General features: G+C 30.5%; 22 protein-coding genes. 12 read left to right on the top strand and 10 right to left on the bottom strand.

Features of this window, described 5'->3' with window-relative positions:
• Positions 1-37 precede the first annotated feature (37 nt).
• Genes ACHZC3_RS08270 through ACHZC3_RS08280 form a run of 3 tightly spaced genes read right to left on the bottom strand, consistent with a single transcriptional unit; the run spans position 38 to position 2806 of the window.
• A complete protein-coding gene (locus ACHZC3_RS08270) occupies positions 38-871 on the bottom strand; it encodes a glycosyltransferase family 2 protein (RefSeq protein WP_394759394.1) in 834 nt (277 codons plus the stop codon).
• Positions 871-1821 (bottom strand): glycosyltransferase family 2 protein, encoded by a 951-nt coding sequence (locus ACHZC3_RS08275; protein ID WP_394759395.1) that lies wholly within the window; start codon positions 1819-1821, stop codon positions 871-873. The genes ACHZC3_RS08270 and ACHZC3_RS08275 overlap by 1 nt, the downstream gene beginning before the upstream one ends.
• Positions 1822-1825: 4 nt before the next feature.
• Positions 1826-2806 (bottom strand): hypothetical protein, encoded by a 981-nt coding sequence (locus tag ACHZC3_RS08280; RefSeq protein ID WP_394759396.1) that lies wholly within the window; start codon positions 2804-2806, stop codon positions 1826-1828.
• 107 nt (positions 2807-2913) lie between these two features.
• Here ACHZC3_RS08280 and ACHZC3_RS08285 point away from each other — a divergent pair, with 107 nt between their 5' ends.
• Together ACHZC3_RS08285 and ACHZC3_RS08290 are read left to right on the top strand one after the other, a co-directional pair.
• Complete coding sequence (locus tag ACHZC3_RS08285; RefSeq protein WP_394759397.1) at positions 2914-3633, top strand: Kdo domain containing protein; 720 nt, start codon at positions 2914-2916, stop codon at positions 3631-3633.
• A gap of 2 nt (positions 3634-3635) precedes the next feature.
• A complete protein-coding gene (locus ACHZC3_RS08290; RefSeq protein ID WP_394759398.1) occupies positions 3636-4391 on the top strand; it encodes a glycosyltransferase family 2 protein in 756 nt (251 codons plus the stop codon).
• On the opposite strand, the gene ACHZC3_RS08295 is transcribed toward ACHZC3_RS08290, so the two are convergent.
• The 4 genes from ACHZC3_RS08295 to ACHZC3_RS08310 all read right to left on the bottom strand — a co-directional run bounded on the left by ACHZC3_RS08295 (position 4364) and on the right by ACHZC3_RS08310 (position 9336).
• On the bottom strand, positions 4364-5419 hold the full coding sequence (locus tag ACHZC3_RS08295) for a glycosyltransferase family 4 protein (RefSeq protein WP_394759399.1): 1056 nt from the start codon (positions 5417-5419) through the stop codon (positions 4364-4366). The two genes, ACHZC3_RS08290 and ACHZC3_RS08295, sit on opposite strands and share 28 nt — an antisense overlap.
• Complete coding sequence (locus ACHZC3_RS08300; RefSeq protein WP_394759400.1) at positions 5412-6533, bottom strand: glycosyltransferase family 4 protein; 1122 nt, start codon at positions 6531-6533, stop codon at positions 5412-5414. The genes ACHZC3_RS08295 and ACHZC3_RS08300 overlap by 8 nt, the downstream gene beginning before the upstream one ends.
• 76 nt (positions 6534-6609) lie before the next feature.
• Positions 6610-7425, bottom strand: coding sequence for a 2,3,4,5-tetrahydropyridine-2,6-dicarboxylate N-succinyltransferase (locus ACHZC3_RS08305; RefSeq protein ID WP_394759401.1), 816 nt, complete (start codon positions 7423-7425; stop codon positions 6610-6612).
• Between the two features lie 3 nt (positions 7426-7428).
• Positions 7429-9336 (bottom strand): acyltransferase family protein, encoded by a 1908-nt coding sequence (locus ACHZC3_RS08310; protein ID WP_394759402.1) that lies wholly within the window; start codon positions 9334-9336, stop codon positions 7429-7431.
• A gap of 249 nt (positions 9337-9585) precedes the next feature.
• On the opposite strand from ACHZC3_RS08310, the gene ACHZC3_RS08315 reads away from it, so the two are divergent.
• A complete protein-coding gene (locus ACHZC3_RS08315) occupies positions 9586-9759 on the top strand; it encodes a hypothetical protein (protein ID WP_394759403.1) in 174 nt (57 codons plus the stop codon).
• A gap of 352 nt (positions 9760-10111) precedes the next feature.
• Here ACHZC3_RS08315 and ACHZC3_RS08320 read toward each other — a convergent pair whose 3' ends face one another.
• A complete protein-coding gene (locus tag ACHZC3_RS08320; protein ID WP_394759404.1) occupies positions 10112-10489 on the bottom strand; it encodes a hypothetical protein in 378 nt (125 codons plus the stop codon).
• 483 nt (positions 10490-10972) lie between these two features.
• Between ACHZC3_RS08320 and ruvX the strand changes: the two genes are divergently transcribed.
• The 8 genes from ruvX (at position 10973) to ACHZC3_RS08360 (ending at position 16850) form a co-directional block, all read left to right on the top strand.
• Positions 10973-11389: a Holliday junction resolvase RuvX gene (gene ruvX / locus ACHZC3_RS08325; protein WP_394759405.1), complete on the top strand. Its 417-nt coding sequence runs from the start codon at positions 10973-10975 to the stop codon at positions 11387-11389.
• 20 nt (positions 11390-11409) lie between these two features.
• Positions 11410-12900 carry a malate:quinone oxidoreductase gene (locus tag ACHZC3_RS08330; protein ID WP_394759406.1) on the top strand — a complete coding sequence of 497 codons (1491 nt, stop codon included), beginning with the start codon at positions 11410-11412 and terminating at the stop codon, positions 12898-12900.
• Between the two features lie 72 nt (positions 12901-12972).
• Positions 12973-13557 carry a peptide deformylase gene (gene def, locus ACHZC3_RS08335; protein ID WP_394759407.1) on the top strand — a complete coding sequence of 195 codons (585 nt, stop codon included), beginning with the start codon at positions 12973-12975 and terminating at the stop codon, positions 13555-13557.
• 65 nt (positions 13558-13622) lie between these two features.
• Positions 13623-14162, top strand: coding sequence for a DUF5606 domain-containing protein (locus ACHZC3_RS08340; protein ID WP_394759408.1), 540 nt, complete (start codon positions 13623-13625; stop codon positions 14160-14162).
• Between the two features lie 93 nt (positions 14163-14255).
• A complete protein-coding gene (locus ACHZC3_RS08345; protein ID WP_394759409.1) occupies positions 14256-15029 on the top strand; it encodes a dienelactone hydrolase family protein in 774 nt (257 codons plus the stop codon).
• Between the two features lie 22 nt (positions 15030-15051).
• Positions 15052-15825: a nucleoside triphosphate pyrophosphohydrolase gene (gene mazG / locus ACHZC3_RS08350; protein ID WP_394759410.1), complete on the top strand. Its 774-nt coding sequence runs from the start codon at positions 15052-15054 to the stop codon at positions 15823-15825.
• Between the two features lie 35 nt (positions 15826-15860).
• Positions 15861-16163, top strand: a complete 303-nt coding sequence (locus ACHZC3_RS08355; RefSeq protein ID WP_394759411.1) for an antibiotic biosynthesis monooxygenase family protein — start codon at positions 15861-15863, stop codon at positions 16161-16163.
• 30 nt (positions 16164-16193) lie between these two features.
• On the top strand, positions 16194-16850 hold the full coding sequence (locus ACHZC3_RS08360) for a hypothetical protein (protein ID WP_394759412.1): 657 nt from the start codon (positions 16194-16196) through the stop codon (positions 16848-16850).
• Positions 16851-16879: 29 nt separating this feature from the next.
• On the opposite strand, the gene ACHZC3_RS08365 is transcribed toward ACHZC3_RS08360, so the two are convergent.
• Both ACHZC3_RS08365 and clpB read right to left on the bottom strand, forming a co-directional pair.
• Positions 16880-17374 carry a DUF4199 domain-containing protein gene (locus tag ACHZC3_RS08365; protein ID WP_394759414.1) on the bottom strand — a complete coding sequence of 165 codons (495 nt, stop codon included), beginning with the start codon at positions 17372-17374 and terminating at the stop codon, positions 16880-16882.
• Between the two features lie 240 nt (positions 17375-17614).
• The gene (gene clpB, locus ACHZC3_RS08370) at positions 17615-20218 is read right to left on the bottom strand and encodes an ATP-dependent chaperone ClpB (RefSeq protein WP_394759416.1); all 2604 of its coding nucleotides are present in this window, start codon (positions 20216-20218) and stop codon (positions 17615-17617) included.
• A 137-nt stretch (positions 20219-20355) separates the two neighbouring features.
• Here clpB and ytxJ point away from each other — a divergent pair, with 137 nt between their 5' ends.
• Positions 20356-20742 (top strand): bacillithiol system redox-active protein YtxJ, encoded by a 387-nt coding sequence (gene ytxJ / locus ACHZC3_RS08375; RefSeq protein ID WP_394759417.1) that lies wholly within the window; start codon positions 20356-20358, stop codon positions 20740-20742.
• The last annotated feature ends 9 nt before the right edge of the window (positions 20743-20751 follow it).

Genomic DNA, 20751 nt, shown 5'->3' on the forward strand with positions numbered 1-20751 from the left:
AAGATGATTTTCATAAGTATTATAAAAAAATAAGAAGTTAAAATATTTTTTTTATTTCTCTTTCAATCTTTGATATCTTATATCCAAAAGTTTTTTTAAGTGCTAAAAACTTATTTTTTTTATCAATCAACTCATACAAAGAATCTATTTTTGGTTTATTATCAAATAATAAATCATGATATAAATTTTTATGTTTATTGAAAATATAATCTTGTATTTCTTCAATTTTTTTTATATCAGTATGAATTGTATTTCTCGATTTCTCTTTTATTCTGTAATAAAAATGTATTTTGTCTAAACACACTACCTCAGATTTATCATCTAATAATTGTATCCAAAATTCCCAATCTTCTAAGCCTAGTTTTAAGTTAATATCATACCCTTGAGTTTTTAAATAATCTTGCTTTTTGTAAATACCAGAACAAAAAATCATGTTTTTTAGTATTAAATCAGAATATTTATACCTAGACAATTTAAATTCCCCTTCTTTTTCTCCAAAAAAAAGTGCTTTACAATAGACTAAAGTTGTATTTGGGTTTTTTCTAAAGATTGTTATTGCTTCAGTAATATATTCTGGGCTAATCTTGTCGTCAGAATCTAATGGTAAAATAAATTCTCCAGAAGACATCATAATACCTTTGTTTCTTGTATCTGAAACCCCTGTATTCTCCTTTTTTATATAAATAAAATTTGTATTATTTTGAATAAAATCTGAAACAATACTTTCGGAGTTATCTGTACTACCATCATTAACAATGATACATTCCCAGTTTGTGTAACTTTGATTTTTTACAGATTGAAGACACTCAATAATATATTTTTCATCATTAAAGAGTGGTACTATAACCGATACTTTAGGCAAATATTCCATTAATATTTTAATAGTTTTGTTGTTAATATTTTAAAATCATTTAGAATAGAAACTCTTTCATTATAATAATTTTGTCTAGCCTCTAAATTAGAAATAGTATTTGATGCTAATTTTCTGAATTTTTCATTCTCAGAAACTTTAAATAGATACTTTAGCAATTTAATATTTTGCTGTAATAGTTTTGTTATTTTTTTGTGGGTTAACAATGGAGGCGCTTGGTTTTTAAAAATTACTTGGTCAATAATTGAGTTTTTAAATTTTTTGAAAACATTGCTTTTCAATTTTGCCCCAACTTGTTGGTTCTCATGAATCCTATAGCTTATTAGTTTTTTATCTATATAATTTAGATTATTATTAAGTGCTAAGTAAAGCGCAATCCACTGATCGTGATGAAAATTATTTAGTTCTGGAAATGGTGTTATTTCGTTTACTATTTCTTTTCTAAAAGCCATAGTAGCACCAGTTGCAATGTTGTTTTTTTGAGTTAAGTATTTGGATAATTCTAGATTACTTGATAAAATTTTGGGATTAAAATTAAACGAGTTCCATAAAGAAGTTGAATGAATAACATCATTATTTTTATCAATTAGAAACCCATCAGAGAATATTCCTTTTGTGTTTTCATCCTGAAAAAGAGTTTTAAACTCCTCCACTTTTGTTTCAGCCCAAACATCATCTTGATCCGCTAAAAAAATAATGTCCCCAGTACATAATTTAATTGCTTTTTCAAAATTTTTTACACTTCTCAAATTTTCTGAATTACTATAAATTTTTATTATATCTGAGTTTTTAGCTCTAAAATCATTTAAAATAGCCATAGTTTTATCAGTAGAGATATCGTCACAAATTAGTATCTCATCTACTTTTACAGATTGATTTAAGATAGAACTTATTTGCTGATGCAGATATTTTTCTCCGTTATATGTACATAGTGCAACAGAAAATTTCATAATTTTAGTTTAAATTAAAAATCTTTTTTACCCAACTTTGTACTGTATATTTATCATAGATTTCTTTTGCTATCGGTTGATAGGCTGTTTCAAAAAAACTAGATTCAAACTCATAGGTTTTATTTTGTAAAACTAAAATGTTGTTTGGATTATAAAAATCATATTCCATTATACTTTTGTTGTTTGTAATAATCTTTTTTTGATAGGCCATTGCTTCAAAAACTCGAAAACTTAAACCTATTTGATTATCTCTTACAATATCTAAAACTATTTTTGTTTCAGAGTATAATTTTTTCAATTCAGTTTGATTTATTCTTTTTCGTCTTAAATCTAAGTTCTTACTTTGGGTTGAAAATAAATTTTTAATCTTATATAATGTTGTTTTTTTACCAACAATTATAAAACGATACGTGCGATTTATTTTTTCAAATAGCGATTTTAATTGTTTGATTTTGTCTAATCTATTGTCAAATGAGGCAATATACAAGATTTCATTTTTTATTTTATTAGCAGATGCTATTGGTGTTTTACTAATATAATTGTAGTTTGTAGTTTCTTTAAAATTATAGTTGCTAATGTCTTTTTTATCAAAGGAATAAATTTCGTCGAAAACGCCATTTAATAGATGATTTACAGGATTTCTTTCGACACTATCATACAAATAGGCAATATATTTTGATGTGTATTTTTTAATTTTCAAATGATTTTCTAAATCGATAGTTTCGGGATTTATAACTAAAATTTGGTCCTGAAATCCTTTTTTCTCAAGCTGGTTTAGGATATATTCTTGTCTTTTTTGAATCTTAGGGTTTTTACCTATAAATATTTTTGACAAAGTATTTATAAATCTCGAGTATAATGAAGTATGCTTAAAATTACCAATTTTAATATGAAAACTAGCTATCCCAATTTCTTGTAATGCGGATACAATATGACAATCATAATTCCAATGATCAAAACTGATAACACAAATTTTTTGAGACATTTAAAGATTTTTAAAATGTAAAGATATTATTATTTATGGTAATTATTTTTGTAAATCAAAGTTTTCAAATTTAATTTTAACCTATTTTTGTAACTCAATATACAGATATGGATAAAGAACTTTTTAGCATTATTAAAAATTTTCATTCGCAAGGTGATGACTTTATTGTGGGCAAAAGAAATCACATCAAAACGTTCCCTTTTAATAATATGGTTATTAATGTTAAATCCTTTAAGATTCCAAGCCTGTTTTTCGGAATTATATATAAGTTTTTAAGACAATCAAAAGCAAAACGTTCTTATTTTTATTCAAAAAAATTGATCGAATGCAATATAGGAACGCCCAAACCATTGGCTTTTTATGAAAATAAAACTTGGTTAAGATTATTAGATAGTTATTATGTTTGCGAACACTTACAAGTTGATTATGTTTTTAAAGACCTTTTTAATAAAAACTTTGATGAATTACTAGTTGTTTTAAAACAATTCGCCCATTTCACATTTCAGTTGCACGAATCGGGTATTGAGTTTTTAGACCATTCACCTGGTAACACACTTATTAAGGAAGTAAGTAAAGATGAATTCGAGTTTTATTTAGTCGATTTAAACAGGATGAAGTTTCATACTAATATGAGTTTTGAAACTCGTATGAAAAATTTTTCAAGAATAACGCCAAGCGAATCGATGATTAAAGTCATTAGCTCTGAATATGCAAAGCTATATGGTAAAAGGGAAGATGAGGTTTTTAATTTAATGTGGAAATATGTATCTCAATTTCAAAATAGAAAGACTCTAAAAAATAAAATAAAAAAAATATTCAATATATAATTATGACAAAAATTTCTATTTTCATAATTACTTTCAATGAAGAACGAATTATTGCTCAATGCTTAGAAAAACTGACTTGGGCAGATGAAATTATTGTTGTCGATTCAGGAAGTTCAGATAATACAGTTGCAATTTGCCAGAAACATGGAGTCAAAGTGATATACAATAAGTTCGAAAATTTTGGCAAGCAAAAGCAATTCGCACTAGAACAAACAACGAACGATTGGGTCATGAATCTCGATGCCGATGAAATCCTATCTGACGAATTAATAACTGAAATTTCAAACCTTGATTACAAAGCAAACGGTTATAAAATTCCGTTTAAACACGTTTTTATGGATAAAATTTTTAATTATGGAAACGAAAGTAACAGGTTTATTTTACGTTTTTTTAATAAAAAATACGGGAAATATAATGAATTAGATGTACATGAATTTGTAGAAGTTGATGGATTAACAGAAAATCTAAAAAATAATTTATTGCATTATAGTTACACATCAATAAATCAGTATATTGAGAAATTAAACAAATACACAACCTTTTATGCTAAAATAAATGCAGAAAAAGGGAAGAAGTTTTCTTTTGTACAAATTATTTTTAAAACTAAATTTGAATTTTTTAAAAAATATTTTCTCGAAAAGAATTTTCTTAATGGAAAAGAAGGTTTTTATTGGGCTGTTTTTTCTTCCTTTTACACATTTAGTAAATGTGTAAAAACGAATCAATACAATCACGAAATCTCTAAAACTTCTTTATAAACCTCAAGATAGCTTTCGCATGCTTTTTTCCAAGTAAATTGAGATGTCCAGTTTATGATGGATTCTTTCCTATTATTGTCTATATAATCTGCTAGGCCACTTTTTAGAACACTTTTCATATGTTCTTCTTCAAAATTATCAAAATAATAAGCAAGGTTTCCTCCGATTTCTGGTAAACTTGTTAATTTAGACAAAAATGTAGGCTTTCCAAGTCGCATAGCTTCAATAGGAGGGATTCCAAATCCTTCAGATAATGAAGGGAAAACAAAAGCTTCGCAATGCTTCAAATACCAGTATTTTTCTTCATCTGCAATTGCTCCAGTGAGATAAAATCTATCTAATACATTAAGCTTTTTTGCTTCATCTAAAAGAAATTTTTTATAATTAGAATCAGCAAAATTGCCACTTAGAACAAATGAATAATTAGTGTCTTTTAGAAGCGGGAGTATCGTGTGAAAGTTTTTTTTGGGGAGAATTACACCTAACGAAAAGATAAATTTTTCTGTTGGTCTAATTCTTGGGGAATCAAATTCCGGAAAAATATCTAGCTGAACACCATTATAAATTATTTTATAGTTCTTCCCAGTAATATCTAAATTTTTTTGAACATCCAGAAAAGTAAAATTAGAAATAAACGTGATATAATCTGCTCGATTTATATTGCGTTGTGTTTTTCTGAGTTCTCTATTTTTTTTCCATTGTGGCTTGTTAGAATACAAAAAATTTAAATCATGAATCGTATAGACTAAAGGAATAGGTCTTATAGGAATTCGTTTTGTTAATTGATTTGTAGTGTGCCATAAACTTATTTTTCCTTTTGGTTTTAGGAAGAAAGTATCTAAAAAATTAATATTTATAAACTTTAAGCCCTTTTCAAGTAAAGTTTTTTTGTGCTTATAAAAATAGATATCAAACAAAGTGCTTTTACTCATATTCTGATATAGATTGTAGCAAAAATTATACATCCCTGTATTTGGGTATTTTAACCGATCTATATCAATAACTATTTTTTGTTTATTTTTAAGCATTTTCGAGCTCTTTATAAATGGCTATTAATTTTTCAGCAATGACTTCATCATTAAATTTCTGAACAAACTCGAAACCTTTATTTGCTATTTCGGTTCTTAATGATTCGTTAGTCAAAAGCTTTTCGATTTCAGTTTTCAATTCCGCCACATTCTCTGGATTAATATAAATAGAACTAGGTCCGCCAGCTTCAGGGAAAACACCAGAATTTGTAGTAATAACTGTAGTTTTAGAAAATAAAGCTTCAATAATAGGAATTCCGAATCCTTCAAATACCGATGGATAAACAAAAACGGTTGCAAGTTGATATGTAATTGCCAATTCTTTGCTAGACAAACCTTTCAAGAAAATAACTTTTTCTTCTAGATTATTGTCTTTGATATAGGTTTTTATTTTTTCGAAATAGGCAGTTTGTTTTCCTATTAAAACAAGTTTAGTATCAATATCTTTAATTGCTTTTACAATGGTTAAAGCATTTTTTCGTTCTTCGATTGTGCCAACATTTAATATAAATGCTGCGGGTAAATTATATTTTAAAGCGACTTCATCCTTTTCTTCTGTCAAATAATTTTGCTTAAAAACACCTTGACAACCTTGATAAACCACTTTTATTTTATTGGCAGGAATTTTAAGATAAGTGATAATATCAGCTTTAGTTTGTTCGCTAATTGCAATAACCATATCAGCATTTTTTGCCGATTTTTTAAATTTAAAATAATGTATTTTTCTATCAAAAAAAGAATACAAGTGTGGATACCGCATGAAGATTAAATCATGAATCGTCACCACACTTTTTATGTTTTTCTTTTTTAATCCTGATGGAATTTCACCGGATAATCCGTGAAAAATTTCGATTTTATCGACTTCTAAATCATTGATAATTCCTTTTTGTCTCCACAAATTATAAAACTTTTTATAAAATGGGGTAGAAGGCAATTTTTCGGAAACTACTGACGAATCAGTAGTAAAAAGCGTTTCCTTATTTTTTTTAGGATTGTAAAGAAAATAATGATTTTCAGGATAATAAGTTGCCAGAATTCTTACCAAATCTCGGCTATAATTACCTAGACCAGTTTTGTTATGAAAAACCCTTTTTGCTTCGTATCCTATGTTCATTTATTTAATATCAATGGCAATTTCAAAAATCAATAGCAATATTTTTAATCTAAAATCTAAAATCTTAACTCTAAAATTATACCGCTACATCATATTCACGCAATGCATCATTCAGAGAAGTCTTTAAATCAGTAGATGGTTTTCTAGTACCAATAATTAATGCACAAGGCACTTGAAACTCTCCCGCAGCAAATGTCTTAGTATAACTACCAGGAATTACTACAGATCTTGCGGGAACATATCCTTTTCTTTCAATAGGAGTTTCACCAGTCACATCGATAATTTTTGTTGAAGCAGTTAGGCAAACATTGGCACCAAGAACAGCTTCTTTTCCAACATGAACACCTTCAACAACGATGCAACGAGAACCAATAAAAGCGCCATCTTCAATAATAACTGGAGCTGCTTGCAAAGGTTCTAGGACACCACCAATTCCGACTCCGCCAGATAAATGTACGTTTTTACCAATTTGAGCACAACTTCCTACGGTAGCCCATGTATCAACCATTGTGCCTTCATCTACATAAGAACCAATATTTACATAACTGGGCATCAAAATAACACCTCTAGCAATATAAGCACCATGACGTGCTACAGCATGAGGAACCACACGAATTCCTTTTTCGGCATAACCACGTTTCAACGGAATTTTATCATGATATTCGAAAATACCCACTTCAAAAGTTTCCATTTTTTGGATAGGGAAGTACATTACGACTGCTTTCTTAACCCATTCGTTTACTTGCCAAGCTTCTCCTTTAGGTTCAGCCACGCGCAAAGTTCCGGCATCAAGTAAATCGATAACTTCTCTAATTGCGTTTGTAGTAGTTTCTTCTTGTAACAAAGCACGGTTTTCCCAAGCTTGTTCTATTATGGTTTGTAAGTTTGTCATTTTTTATAAGTTTTTTAAAGGATTTCCTTTTAGTTGAATATATTTTTTTGCTATAAGTTCGGCACCGCTTGTATTCAAATGGTTAAAGTTTCTGTAAACGATTGTATTCTCTATTTCTAAACCACATTTTCCGTCTTTGCACATCGCATCATTCAAATCGATAACTAAAATAGAAGGAAATTGACGCTTCATTTCGTACACAATATAACTATTGGGTCTTGGTTTGAACGGGATTGAAAAATCTGTTTCCGAAAAATATACTTTTCTACCCGTTTTTAATAATTTGAGTTTGTGCAAATTAGTTTCGGTTGTGGCTCTAAGACAATCAAAAATAACTATTTTTTTACCTAGTTTTACTAATTCGCCTACCGTTTTCACAATCGATTGATAATTTTTACTGTCTGGTGTAGATTGTTCATCCCAGTTGGCAGCAATAAAAATAGTTTTAAATTTTTTAGCATACTCGAGTCTTTCCGTAGCGTATTCGGTCGAATTTGTTGGAGAACCATCTTCTTTTAAATTATTCAAAACAGGATAACCTCCAGCTGCACTGTCGTGTAAATACAAACCAGCATCTTTTGCCAAAATATCTAAAAAAGCAGCAGTATGATTCCCGAAAGAATCGCCTATTAACATTCCGTCAAGTGTATCTTTTTTAACACCAAGAAAACATTCCTCACAATTTCCAACTTTAAATTTATCGAAACATTCCTTTCGGACCTTATTAGGATAGTTTGTTTTTGGATTAAATTCTGAAAGCTCAGGAAAACGTTTTGGAAAACCATCTTTTGCATCTATAATTGCATAGATTCCTGTTATTAACAATAAAGAAGGTAAAAATCCGTACAACATGGTTTTCTTAAAATCATATTTGAAATTTATTCTAAAAGGTTGCTCGATAAATCGCCAAGAGAAATAAGATAATCCAAATATTATGACTAATGAAACGATTCTTACAACGCCTTCTAAATTAATACCTAAATATTTAATAAATATAAACAATGGCCAGTGCCACAAATACATAGAATAAGAAAGTAAACCAATAAGGACTAAAAATTTGTTTTGTAAAAAGGTGTTTATAATACCTTTGGTATCTGTGTTTTTTCCTGTAAAAATTAGCATAGCTGTTCCTAAACAAGGCCAAAAAGCATTCATTCCAGGAAAAACACTCGATTTGTTTAATACATAAGCAGGAATTAAAATTAGAATCAAACCCACAATCGAAATCAAATGATTCGTTATTTTAGAAAAGTTAGGTAATTTGTCCCAAAATAGAGCCAAACAAGCACCAATAGCCAATTCGAAAATACGAGCAGGCAATAAAAAATAGGCCATTCCTGGATTAGTATCCGTTAGATAAACAGATAAAATGATTCCAAATATTAAAAACAAAAAGACAAAAAGTAGTCTTTTTTGTAAGTTCAGTTTTTTATGTAAAAAAAGTAAGGAAATAGGCCACAAAAAATAAAATTGTTCCTCGACTGATAGCGACCAAGTGTGTAAAAACGGAATCAAATCAGAATTCTCTGCAAAATAATCCCTTTGAGTAATCCACAAATGAAAATTATTTGTCGATAACATCGTATGCAATAAAGTTCTCGAATAAGACTCAAAATTATCTGCAAACAAAAACAAATAAGCAGGAATAGTCGTAACGAGCATTACAAAAACTAAAACAGGAATAATTCGACGAATACGACGCAAGTAAAATTGTGTAAAAGAGAACCTATTCTCGCTCATTTCGGTGTCGATAGTCAAGGTAATCAGAAAACCAGAAAGTACAAAAAATACGTCAACACCTATATAACCGCCTGTAACAAAAGGAAAATCAGCATGAAAAAAGACAACCAGCAAAACCGCAATCGCTCGCAAACCATCTATATCAGGGCGATAAGAAAAATTAAACTTCATTAATAGGATATTTCCAACAAAGATAACTTTTTTTAGCAATTTCAAAAATCAAAAAAAGTATTAAAAGGCTTTATTAGGAGCGAATTGCTTGGGTATTTTTGGAGATTATTTTCCTGCTGTCGTTACAATCTTATTATACCTGTCAGGTTTTGAAAACCTGACAGGTATAATAAGGATTTCCACTTCCATCAGTCCCGAAGCTTTGGGATAAAAGAGAAATCATTTTAATTCTTGTAAATAGTTTAAAAATTGTCTAGAACCAATAGACATCGCTGGGAAAATGAATCAGAAACTAAATACTCCCATTTTGTATTGGTAAACCAATCCAATTTGTATAATGATATAGAAGAATCTCATAAAATCAAAAATGATTTAGAAATTATATTTGAATTACTTCAAATATACCATGAAATAATTAGATAAGTAAAGGGCATCAAAAAACGGATTGCAAAAAATAAAGGAAAACTTGTAAACGCAATAGGATTTGCAAAAGACGTGATTCTTGTTCAGGACGCAATCAATGTTTTTAATATGTCTCGTTAACGTATCAAAATTATAAAATAAGTGGTACCTAATAAGTGTCATGCTACATTATTTTAGTTGTGCTGTTATTACTAAAAACAAAACCCAATACTAGAATATCTAACATTGGGCTTACATTATTTATTTTGTTTAATCCTATTAAAACCTCTCACTTGCTATAACTCCTTTATTTATCGGTTTGTTCCAATTATGGAACACTTTTTATAAAATCATTTGTTTATTGCAGTGCTTTTTAGATTGTTTCAGATTTAAAACAATAATCATCTATTTTATTCTCTTTAATTTTAAATAAAAAATGGTCTACAAAATTATTCTTCAAATACACTTGAATATATACAAATGAAAAATCACCAAAAGAGATTGAATTATTCACTTTAATAGATATTGCTTTGTTTTTGCATTTAGTTAAAGTTTTTATTGATTTGTAATTAATCGGAATAATTACAGGGGTCATTATGTCCGTCTTTTTAAAATTTCGATAAAAATCTTTAAAATCTGTATCATTAAAACAATCTTTAAATGGACCTTCTGCTGACAATACTCCAGTTGATTTTTTACTAAACCAAATTTTATGATAATTTGAATATTTATCATTTAAAACTTTTTCCATAAAAAAATCAAATGCAATTTGTTCTTTTTCTTGTGCAACTATTTTGGTTGTTACTAATAGTAAAATTATAAATATTTGATACCTCAATTTCATGTTTTATCTTTTTTTTCTTTCTTCTCTTTTTTCCATTATTCTATTATACCTTTGAATACTAATCATTTTACCGACTCCTAAACCTTTATTACTAGAGTCATTTAATAATTTACCGTCCCCTGTACCTAATTTTTAACAGGATATTTCCAGCAAAGATAACTTTTTTAGGTAATTTCAAAAACCAAAAAAAGTATTAAAAAGCTTTATTAGGGGCGAATTGCTTGGGTATTTTTTGGAGATTATTTTCCTGCTGTCGTCTTTATCTTTGTTCGTTCCTCACAAAGGATACTGCCTCAATCAGTCCCGAAGCTTCGGGATAAAAAAGGAATTATTTTAATTCTTGTAAATATTTTAAACAAATCTCTAAATAAACTATTTTTGTAAAAAAAAATGCCAAGAATTCTCGCCATCGATTACGGACAAAAACGCACAGGAATTGCCATTACCGACGAAATGCAAATCATTGCGTCAGGTCTTACAACCATTGCTTCAGAAACGGCAATAGCATTTCTAAAAGACTATTTTGCAAAAGAAAAAGTAGAAAAAGTACTCATAGGCGAACCCAAACAAATGAACGGCGAACCATCACAAAGTACCGAAATTATCGAAAAATTCATCAATAAATTTAAAGGTAATTTCCCGGAAATGCCTTTAGAAAGAGTTGATGAACGTTTTACTTCAAAGATGGCATTTCAAACTATGATAGATAGTGGACTCAAGAAAAAACAACGTCAAAACAAAGCATTAGTCGACGAAATTTCAGCAACAATAATGCTTCAAGACTATTTGACTCGTAAAATATTTTAAAAAACAACAACACCTAAAAGATGGCTCGACAAAAAATAGAATCCGATATTGTTCTAATAGGTGCAGGAATTATGAGTGCCACATTAGGATTGTTACTCAAAGAATTAAACCCGAAACTAAAAATAGAAATATTTGAACGTCTAGATATCGCTGCTGCCGAAAGTTCCGATGCTTGGAACAATGCAGGAACAGGTCATGCCGCTTTTTGCGAACTCAATTACACACCAGAACTCGAAGACGGAACTATTGAAACCAAAAAAGCGTTAAAAATATCCGAAGCATTTGAAGTTTCTCGTCAACTTTGGACTTATCTTGTCGAAAAAGGATTGCTTCAAAATCCAGAAAATTTCATCAAAAGTGTGCCACACATGAGTTTTGTTTGGGGTGATGAAAATGTCGCATATTTAAAAAAACGATTCGAAGCTTTACAACATTTTCATTTATTTAAAGCAATGGAATTTTCCGATGACATCGAGAAAATCAAAGAATGGGCACCTCTTGTTATGGAAAATAGAAGCAGTAAAGATAAAATTGCTGCTACATCGATGAAGTTAGGAACTGACGTAAATTTTGGGGCATTAACCCGAAGTATGTTCAAGTATTTAGAATCATTAGAGGGTGTGACAATGCATTTTCATCACGATGTTTATGATCTGAAAAAGCGTGATGACGGTCGTTGGAGAATAAAAGTGAAAGATATTGTAACTGGCGAAAAGAAAAAAGTATACACCCCATTTGTATTTATTGGAGCTGGTGGCGGTTCCTTATTATTGTTAGAAAAAGCAAATATTCCAGAAGGAGAAGGTTTTGGTGGTTTTCCAGTGAGCGGGCAATGGCTAAAATGTACCAATCCAGAAGTGATTAAAAAACATGGCGCAAAAGTATACGGAAAAGCATCGGTTGGAGCACCACCTATGTCGGTTCCACACATTGACACGCGAATGATTGATGGAAAAAAAGCGTTGTTATTTGGACCTTATGCAGGTTTTTCGACTAAATTTTTAAAAAATGGTTCTTATTTTGATTTGATAAAATCAATAGAATTTAGCAATATAAAACCAATGCTTGGTGCAGGAATACATAATATTCCACTCACAAAATACCTTATAGAGCAAGTGTTTCAATCTTCGGATGATAGACTAAATGCGTTAAAAGAATATGTACCATCAGCCAAAAAAGAAGATTGGGTTCTCGAAAATGCAGGACAACGTGTTCAAGTGATTAAAAAAGATAAAGAGGGTCACGGAATTCTCGAATTTGGTACCGAAGTAGTGACAGCTCATGATGGTTCGTTAGCAGTCTTACTTGGTGCTTCGCCAGGTGCATCAACAGCGGTTCAAATCATGATAGATTTAGTTACAAAATGTTTCCCAGAAGAAGTAAAAACAACACTTTGGCAAACAAAACTCAAGGAAATGATTCCGTCTTATGGACAATCTCTTAATGAGAATTCTTTTTTATGTGACCAAATTAGAGCAAAAACAAATAAAGTTCTAAAATTGAAAGTTTAGTTTTTATTTTGTTAAGATTTATGACAATCATTTTAAATTATTTACTTTTGCACTTTATATAATAAAATAAGCATGATTTTACCAATTGTAGGTTACGGCGACCCAGTTTTACGCAAAGTATGCGAGGAACTTAACAAGGATTATATTAATTTAGAAGAAACTATTGCAAACATGTACGAAACAATGTACAATGCTTGTGGTGTTGGATTGGCTGCGCCACAAGTTGGATTTCCAATACGGTTATTTATTGTAGATACAGATCCGTTTAGCGACAGCGATGATATTTCTAAAGAAGAAGCTGAAGCACTAAAAGGTTTTAAGAAGACTTTTATTAATGCTAAAATGCTTAAGGAAGAAGGAGAGGAGTGGTCATTTAACGAAGGTTGTCTAAGTATTCCAGATGTTCGTGAAGATGTATACAGAAATCCAAATATTACAATCGAGTATTACGACGAAAACTTTAACAAGAAAGTAGAAGAATATAACGGATTGATTGCTAGAGTTATTCAGCACGAATACGATCATATTGAAGGAATTTTGTTTACTGATAAAATATCAGTATTCAAAAAACAGCTGATCAAAAAGAAATTGCAAAATATCATGGAAGGCAAAGCACATCCTGATTATAGAATGAAATTAGTGACAAAAAAAAGATAGGTTTTAGTAAATAATTTAGTATTTTCGATTCCTCAAATTAACGATTCAACGATTAAACAATAAAAATGAATTTAGAAAAAATATTAGCGATTTCTGGAAAACCAGGATTATACTCTCTAAAAGTACAAACAAGAACTGGTTTCGTTGCCGAATCTTTTATCGACGGAAAAAGAATAACTGTAGGTTTACGTAGTAACGTAAGTTTATTGTCGGAAGTTTCGATGTACACCACAAGCGATGAAAAACCATTAGTTGAAGTAATGAGAAACATTGCTAAGAAAGAAAAAAATGGACCAACACCAGCTTTTAAAGATGATAAATCAGAATTAGCATCTTATTTCTTAGAAGTTCTTCCAGATTACGACCAAGAAAGAGTCTATGCTTCTGATATTAAAAAAGTATTAAACTGGTATAACATTTTGCAAGCTAAAGGATTAGTTTCATCTGAAGAATCAGCTTCAACTGAAGAAAAATCAGAAAAAGTAGTCGCTTCTACCGAAGCAAAACCAGCAAAAGCTCCTAAAACAGTAGCTCCTAAAAATGCAGGAATGGCTGCTGCCAAAAAAGCTCCAGCACAAAAAGCGACGAAGTCAACAAAAAAATAAATTGATTTTAACATAATTATAAGTCCTGCATTTGAGTTTCATTTGCAGGATTTGTTATTTTTGCTAAAGACGTTTATTTTTAAAATTATAATTATGGGGTTTTATAAAAGAGTTAGTATAGTATTCTATTTGTTTGTAACTTCATTTTCTTTTTCGCAAACCCAAAATATAGGCGAAAGTTTTTATTTGTATAAGGCAAATTCAGATATTAAAAAAAATAAATGGATATTATTATTACCTGGATCCAGCGGATTGAAAATATTTAACGACTCAACTTTTTATAAGAATAAAGCAGAAAACCTAATGAAATTAGGGTATGATGTTATTTTAATAGATCATAAAAAAACATATAATATTTATAATAATGACGAGTTAAAGGCAAAAAGAAAAACAGGAGAAAAGATTAGCTGGGTAATTAGAGAAGCCGTTAATTGGGTAAGAACAAGTAATGATAGAGGCGAAAATTACTTCGGACATATTTTAGGATGGTCATTAGCAGGTGAGGGAATATTTAATATTTTAAATGATGCAGATTTTATCGAGAAAAATAAAATTCTTTCTGCTGCACTTTTTTATCCTTCTAATAATGAAAAGGTTGAAATTAAAACGACCATTCCGCTATTAATTCAAATTGGAGAAAAAGATATTGTTTTAAACCAAAAACTCCTTAAAAAGGAAGCTCTTAAGAATGATAAAATTAAACTTATAATACATCAGGACTCTTATCATGGCTTTGATATAGAATCATTAGAAAAAGGAGAAACTATAAAGTATCCTCCAGTAATTGGAAAAAAATACTTGTTTTTATATAATAAAGAATCTTCTAACAAAGCAACGGAGAATCTTTTAGAATTTTTAAAACAGTAAATTAAATCTCTGATAATTTAATATGAATACACGCCAACAACAACTCGACGCTTTTAACCGATTACTAGATGTAATGGACGAATTGCGTGAAAAATGCCCTTGGGACAAGAAGCAAACGATACAAACTTTACGTCATTTAACTATCGAAGAAACCTACGAATTGGGTGATGCAATCTTAGATAATGACTTAAAAGAAGTTAAAAACGAGTTGGGAGATTTGCTGTTGCATATTGTTTTTTATGCCAAAATAGGAAGCGAAACCAATAGTTTCGACATGGGCGATGTTGCCAATGATATTTGCGAAAAATTAATACACAGACATCCACATATTTATGGAGATGTTGTAGTGGCTGATGAAGAAGAAGTAAAACAAAATTGGGAAAAACTGAAGCTTAAGGAAGGGAAAAAATCAGTTTTAGAAGGTGTTCCTAAAAGTTTACCTGCACTGGTTAAAGCTTCTAGAATTCAAGATAAAGTAAAAGGTGTTGGTTTCGATTGGGAAGAACCGCATCAGGTTTGGGATAAAGTACAAGAAGAATTACAGGAATTGCAAGTTGAGGTTGAAGCGGGTAATCAAGATAAAATGGAATCAGAATTTGGAGATGTTTTATTTTCGATGATTAATTATGCTCGTTTTCTGAACATTAATCCTGAAGATGCTTTAGAAAGAACTAATAAAAAATTCATCAAACGTTTTCAATATTTAGAAAGCAAAGCAGGAGAATTAGGTAAACCTCTTTCTGATATGACATTGGCAGAAATGGATATTTTTTGGGAAGAAGCAAAGAAATTATAGATTTTTTGAAATTTAAATTATAAAAATTCGCACTTATGAAACCACCTTACTACGCCGTAATTTTCACATCAGTAAAAACTGAAAATACAGAAGGTTATAACGAAATGGCGGAACTAATGGAATCATTAGCCAAAGAGCAAGATGGTTTTTTAGGAGTAGAATCAGCTAGAAATGAAGTTGGCATTACAGTTTCTTATTGGCGAGATTTAGAATCAATAAAAAAATGGAAACAAAACACAGACCATTTAGAAGCTCAGAAAAAAGGAATAAATTCTTGGTACAAATCATACACTACAAGAATAGCTCAGGTAGAAAGAGAATATAGTTTTGAATTATAATACTGGAATAATTATTGATACACGAATAGAATGAAATTATATTACTTCTTCTTTTTTATTATTTTCTCGACAACTAGTTTTGCTCAGGAAGGCTCTTCTATTCCCTCAACGAGCATTCCTAGAGTTGATATGACTATTCCAAGTACTTCAAATACAACACCACAATATTCTATCTCAAAACCATTTGAAATTACAAAATTTAAAAAACCTTCTAAAATTTATGAGGCTCCTCAATTAGAAAAACCCAATAGATTTAATTCGCCAGTAAGTGATTTGAATGTTGGAAAAATGTACGCTGATAAGTTGAATAAAAGCCCTAATAAAGGGGAAGGTGGAGATTCAAAACTATATCGTAGAAATATGTTTTTGGGAGATTTTAAAACAAAAGCAGATGTTGTGGGTGTTTTTTATAGGGATTTTGGTTTGGTTGATGGTGATTTAATTCGAGTTTTGGTAAATGATAAAATTGTAATTCACGAAATATATTTGGTTGGAAATTTTACTCAAATGGATTTAATACTAGAAAAAGGAATCAATAAAATCGATTTTGAAGCATTAAATCAAGGATACTCGGGGCCGAATACTGCTGAATTTAAAATATTTGATGACAAAGCTGTTCTTATTTCAGAAAATCAATGGAATTTAGGTACTGGTTTTAAAGCTACCGTTATTGTAATAAAAGAGTAGTATACTTTTCAATACGCTACTCATAAAAATTATTTCTTTTTTAGAATCAAGGCTCCAACAAGTGAAACTACAATTCCTATAGGTAAGATTTCCATCAAAGTAAGTAAAATTACCATTACAGGGTTTTTGTACCATTCTTTGAATTGATTCATTTCGATAGTTTTTGCAGCAAGTTCTTCTGGTTTGGTGTTTTTCAGAACCATAGCACTATATTGTTCCATAAAGTTGGGAAAGAAATTGTAGTAAATAATCAACCAAACGATTACATAAATTATCGAAATCACTACTGAAATTAATAATCCAGTTGCAAATGCTTTTCCAAAAGAAAGCATACCATTATTAGCTTCACGTTGTTGTTTTATTCCCAATATAACAAAGATAAAGGCTAAAAACATACTTACAAATCCTATAATGGCATTAGGTTCATTATCTGGATTGGCTTTCATGTAAATTGTCATTCCAATCATAACAATGCTTACAACTATTCCACCTAAAATTCCGTTTTTGATGATATTGTTATTCATACGAATCTTCTTTTATGGTTAGTGAATCAAAGATAATAAAAAAATATTGGACACAAATAGAGTTTAAATCTAGAGATTTTTAGTACATCTTTCTTTCAGATTATAAAAAAATTAAAAGCAAATTTCGCTAATTTGCACAAATCAATTAGTGCAAATTAGCGAAATTCTTGTTAAACTTACTTTTGCCTTGCAGACTGAAAGTCTGATAGACTAAACCTATGACTTTAAATCCATAGTGATTTATTTTACCAATTCTCCCTGATTCCTAAAAACCAATTTTCCATCAAATGCATCTAATAAAATAATGCTATCGGTTGCTATAGTTCCTGCTAGAATTTCTTTCGACAATTGGTTCAAAACATCACGTTGTATTACTCTTTTTACTGGTCTCGCACCAAATTGCGGGTCGTACCCTTTTTCAGATAAATAAGCAATCGCTTCAGGAGTAGCATCCATAGTAATTCCTTGTAACGCTAGCATTTTAGTAACCGATTTAAGTTGCAAACCTACAATTTGAGCAATATTAGCATTGGTCAAAGGTGTAAACATTACAATTTCATCGATACGATTAATAAATTCTGGACGAACTGTTTGTTTTAGTAAGCCCAGAACTTCCACTTTTGCAGCTTCAGTTGCGGCTTCAATGCTTCCTTTAAGATTGTCGAATTTATCCTGAATTATTTGGCTTCCCATATTAGAAGTCATAATGATAATGGTATTTTTAAAATCGGCCAATCTTCCTTTATTATCAGTCAATCGTCCTTCATCTAGAACTTGTAATAAAATATTGAAAGTATCGGGATGCGCTTTTTCAATTTCATCTAATAAAATTACAGAATAGGGTTTTCTACGAACAGCTTCCGTAAGTTGACCACCTTCATCATAACCTACATATCCTGCAGGCGCTCCTACAAGTCGACTCACACTATGACGCTCTTGGTATTCACTCATATCAATTCTAGTCATGGCATTTTCATCATCAAAAAGATATTCGGCTAAAGCTTTTGCTAGTTCGGTTTTTCCTACACCAGTTGTTCCTAGGAAAAGAAAAGTTCCAACAGGTTTTTTCATATCCTGTAAGCCAGCACGACTTCTACGAACAGCATCACTCACAGCTTCTATTGCTTCTTCTTGACCTACAACTCTTTTATGTAACTCATCTTCTAGTTTCAACAATTTTTCACGTTCCCCTTGTAGCATCTTCATGACTGGAATTCCTGTCCATTTTGCTACTACTTCAGCAATATCTTCACGAGTAACTTCTTCTTTTATCAAGGAAGTTCCTGATTGGTTTTCTATTAGTTGCTTTTGCAAAACGTCTAATCGTTCTTGAGCTTCTTTTATTTTTCCGTAACGAATTTCGGCTACTTTTCCATAATCTCCATCGCGTTCGGCACGTTCTGCTTCGTATTTAAAATCTTCAATTTCTGTTTTTATAGCTTGAATAGTATCAACCACATCTTTCTCCGATTTCCATTTGGCATAAATCTCATTTCTGTCTTCCTTAAGATTAGCCAAATCCATTCCTAAGATTTTGAGTTTACTCTCATCTTTTTCTCTTTTAATGGCTTCGATTTCTATTTCGAGTTGCATTATTTTACGGTCTAAAACATCGAGTTCTTCTGGTTTAGAATTAATCTCCATTCGCAGTTTAGAAGCTGCCTCATCCATTAAATCGATAGCTTTGTCTGGCAAAAAACGATTGGTAATATAGCGTTGCGATAATTCGACAGCAGCAATAATGGCATCGTCTTTTATCTGAACTTTATGGTGTGTTTCGTATTTTTCTTTAATACCACGAAGGATAGAAATAGCGCTTTCGGTATCTGGTTCTTCCACCATTATTTTTTGGAAACGACGTTCGAGTGCTTTGTCTTTCTCGAAATATTTTTGATATTCATCCAGTGTTGTCGCACCAATAGCACGTAATTCGCCACGAGCTAAAGCTGGTTTTAAGATATTTGCTGCATCCATAGCGCCTTCGCCACCACCAGCACCTACAAGAGTATGTATTTCATCAATAAACAAAACAATATCACCTTCGGCTGCAGTAACTTCTTTCACCACGGCTTTTAGACGTTCTTCAAATTCACCTTTGTATTTTGCTCCAGCAATTAATGCCCCCATATCTAATGAAAAGACAATTTTATCTTTCAAGTTATCTGGAACATCTCCATCTACGATACGGTGAGCTAAACCTTCTGCAATAGCAGTTTTACCAACACCAGGTTCTCCAACCAACATAGGGTTATTCTTAGTTCTCCTTGTTAGAATTTGCAAAACACGACGAATTTCTTCGTCACGTCCAATAACAGGATCTAGTTTCCCATTTTTAGCTAGTTCGTTTAAGTTTTTAGCATATTTATTTAAAGAATTATAATTTTCTTCGGCAGATGCTGAAGTTACTCGTTCTCCTTTTCGAAGTTCATCAATGGCTGCTTTTAATGCTTTTTCGGTAACACCTTGATCTTTTAAAATTTGTGCTACTTTACTTTTAGATGCAAAAATGGCTAATAGTAAATGCTCGATAGAAACAAATTCGTCAGTCATCTTTTTTGCAATAATTTCCGCTTCGTTAAGCGTTGTATTTGCAGTTCTAGAAAGCATAACTTCTCCTCCAGAAACTTTTGGAAAGCTTTGTATCGTAGCATCAAGTACTTGCTGAAATAACGGAATATTTACGTTGAGTTTTTTCAAAATAAATGGTGCAACATTCTCATCGACTTCAAAAATAGCCTTAAAAATGTGTTCGTTTTCTATTTGTTGTTGTCCCAAGCTTTGTGCCAATTGTTGCGCCGCTTGAATGGCTTCTTGCGATTTGATTGTAAATTTATTAATGTTCATATTTTTTTGGTTTGTTGTTTATCTTAAATAGCTAACTTTGACAAACAATCGTCAATTGTTGTTCCAATACGAAAAATAGGACAAAACGTCTGATTATCAGTATTTAGAAACGACAAAATGGCTTAAAATAAGACAAAATGAGTTTTTTAAAAAATATGTTTGGAAGTTCTAATGAAGAAATTACTACTTCAAAGGTAAATTGGATTCAATTAGTAGATTTGGGTCAGCTAAAAGAAATAATTGATACGTCTACCGAAAAACCGGCACTAATTTTCAAGCACAGTACACGTTGTAGCATCAGTAGAATGGTGTTGAAACAATTTGAAAATGAATTCGATTTAAAAGATAAAATAACTCCATATTTTCTGGATTTATTAGAACACAGAGATATTTCTAATGAAATTGCTAACAGATTTGGAGTAACGCATCAATCGCCACAACTGATAATTATAAAAAATGGAGTTTCAATTTATGATGCTTCTCACGAAAGTATTAATGCTGATGACTTACAGAAATTTGTTTAAAAAAATATA

This window comes from Flavobacterium sp. (assembly GCF_043720215.1).
Classification (GTDB): Bacteria; Bacteroidota; Bacteroidia; order Flavobacteriales; family Flavobacteriaceae; genus Flavobacterium.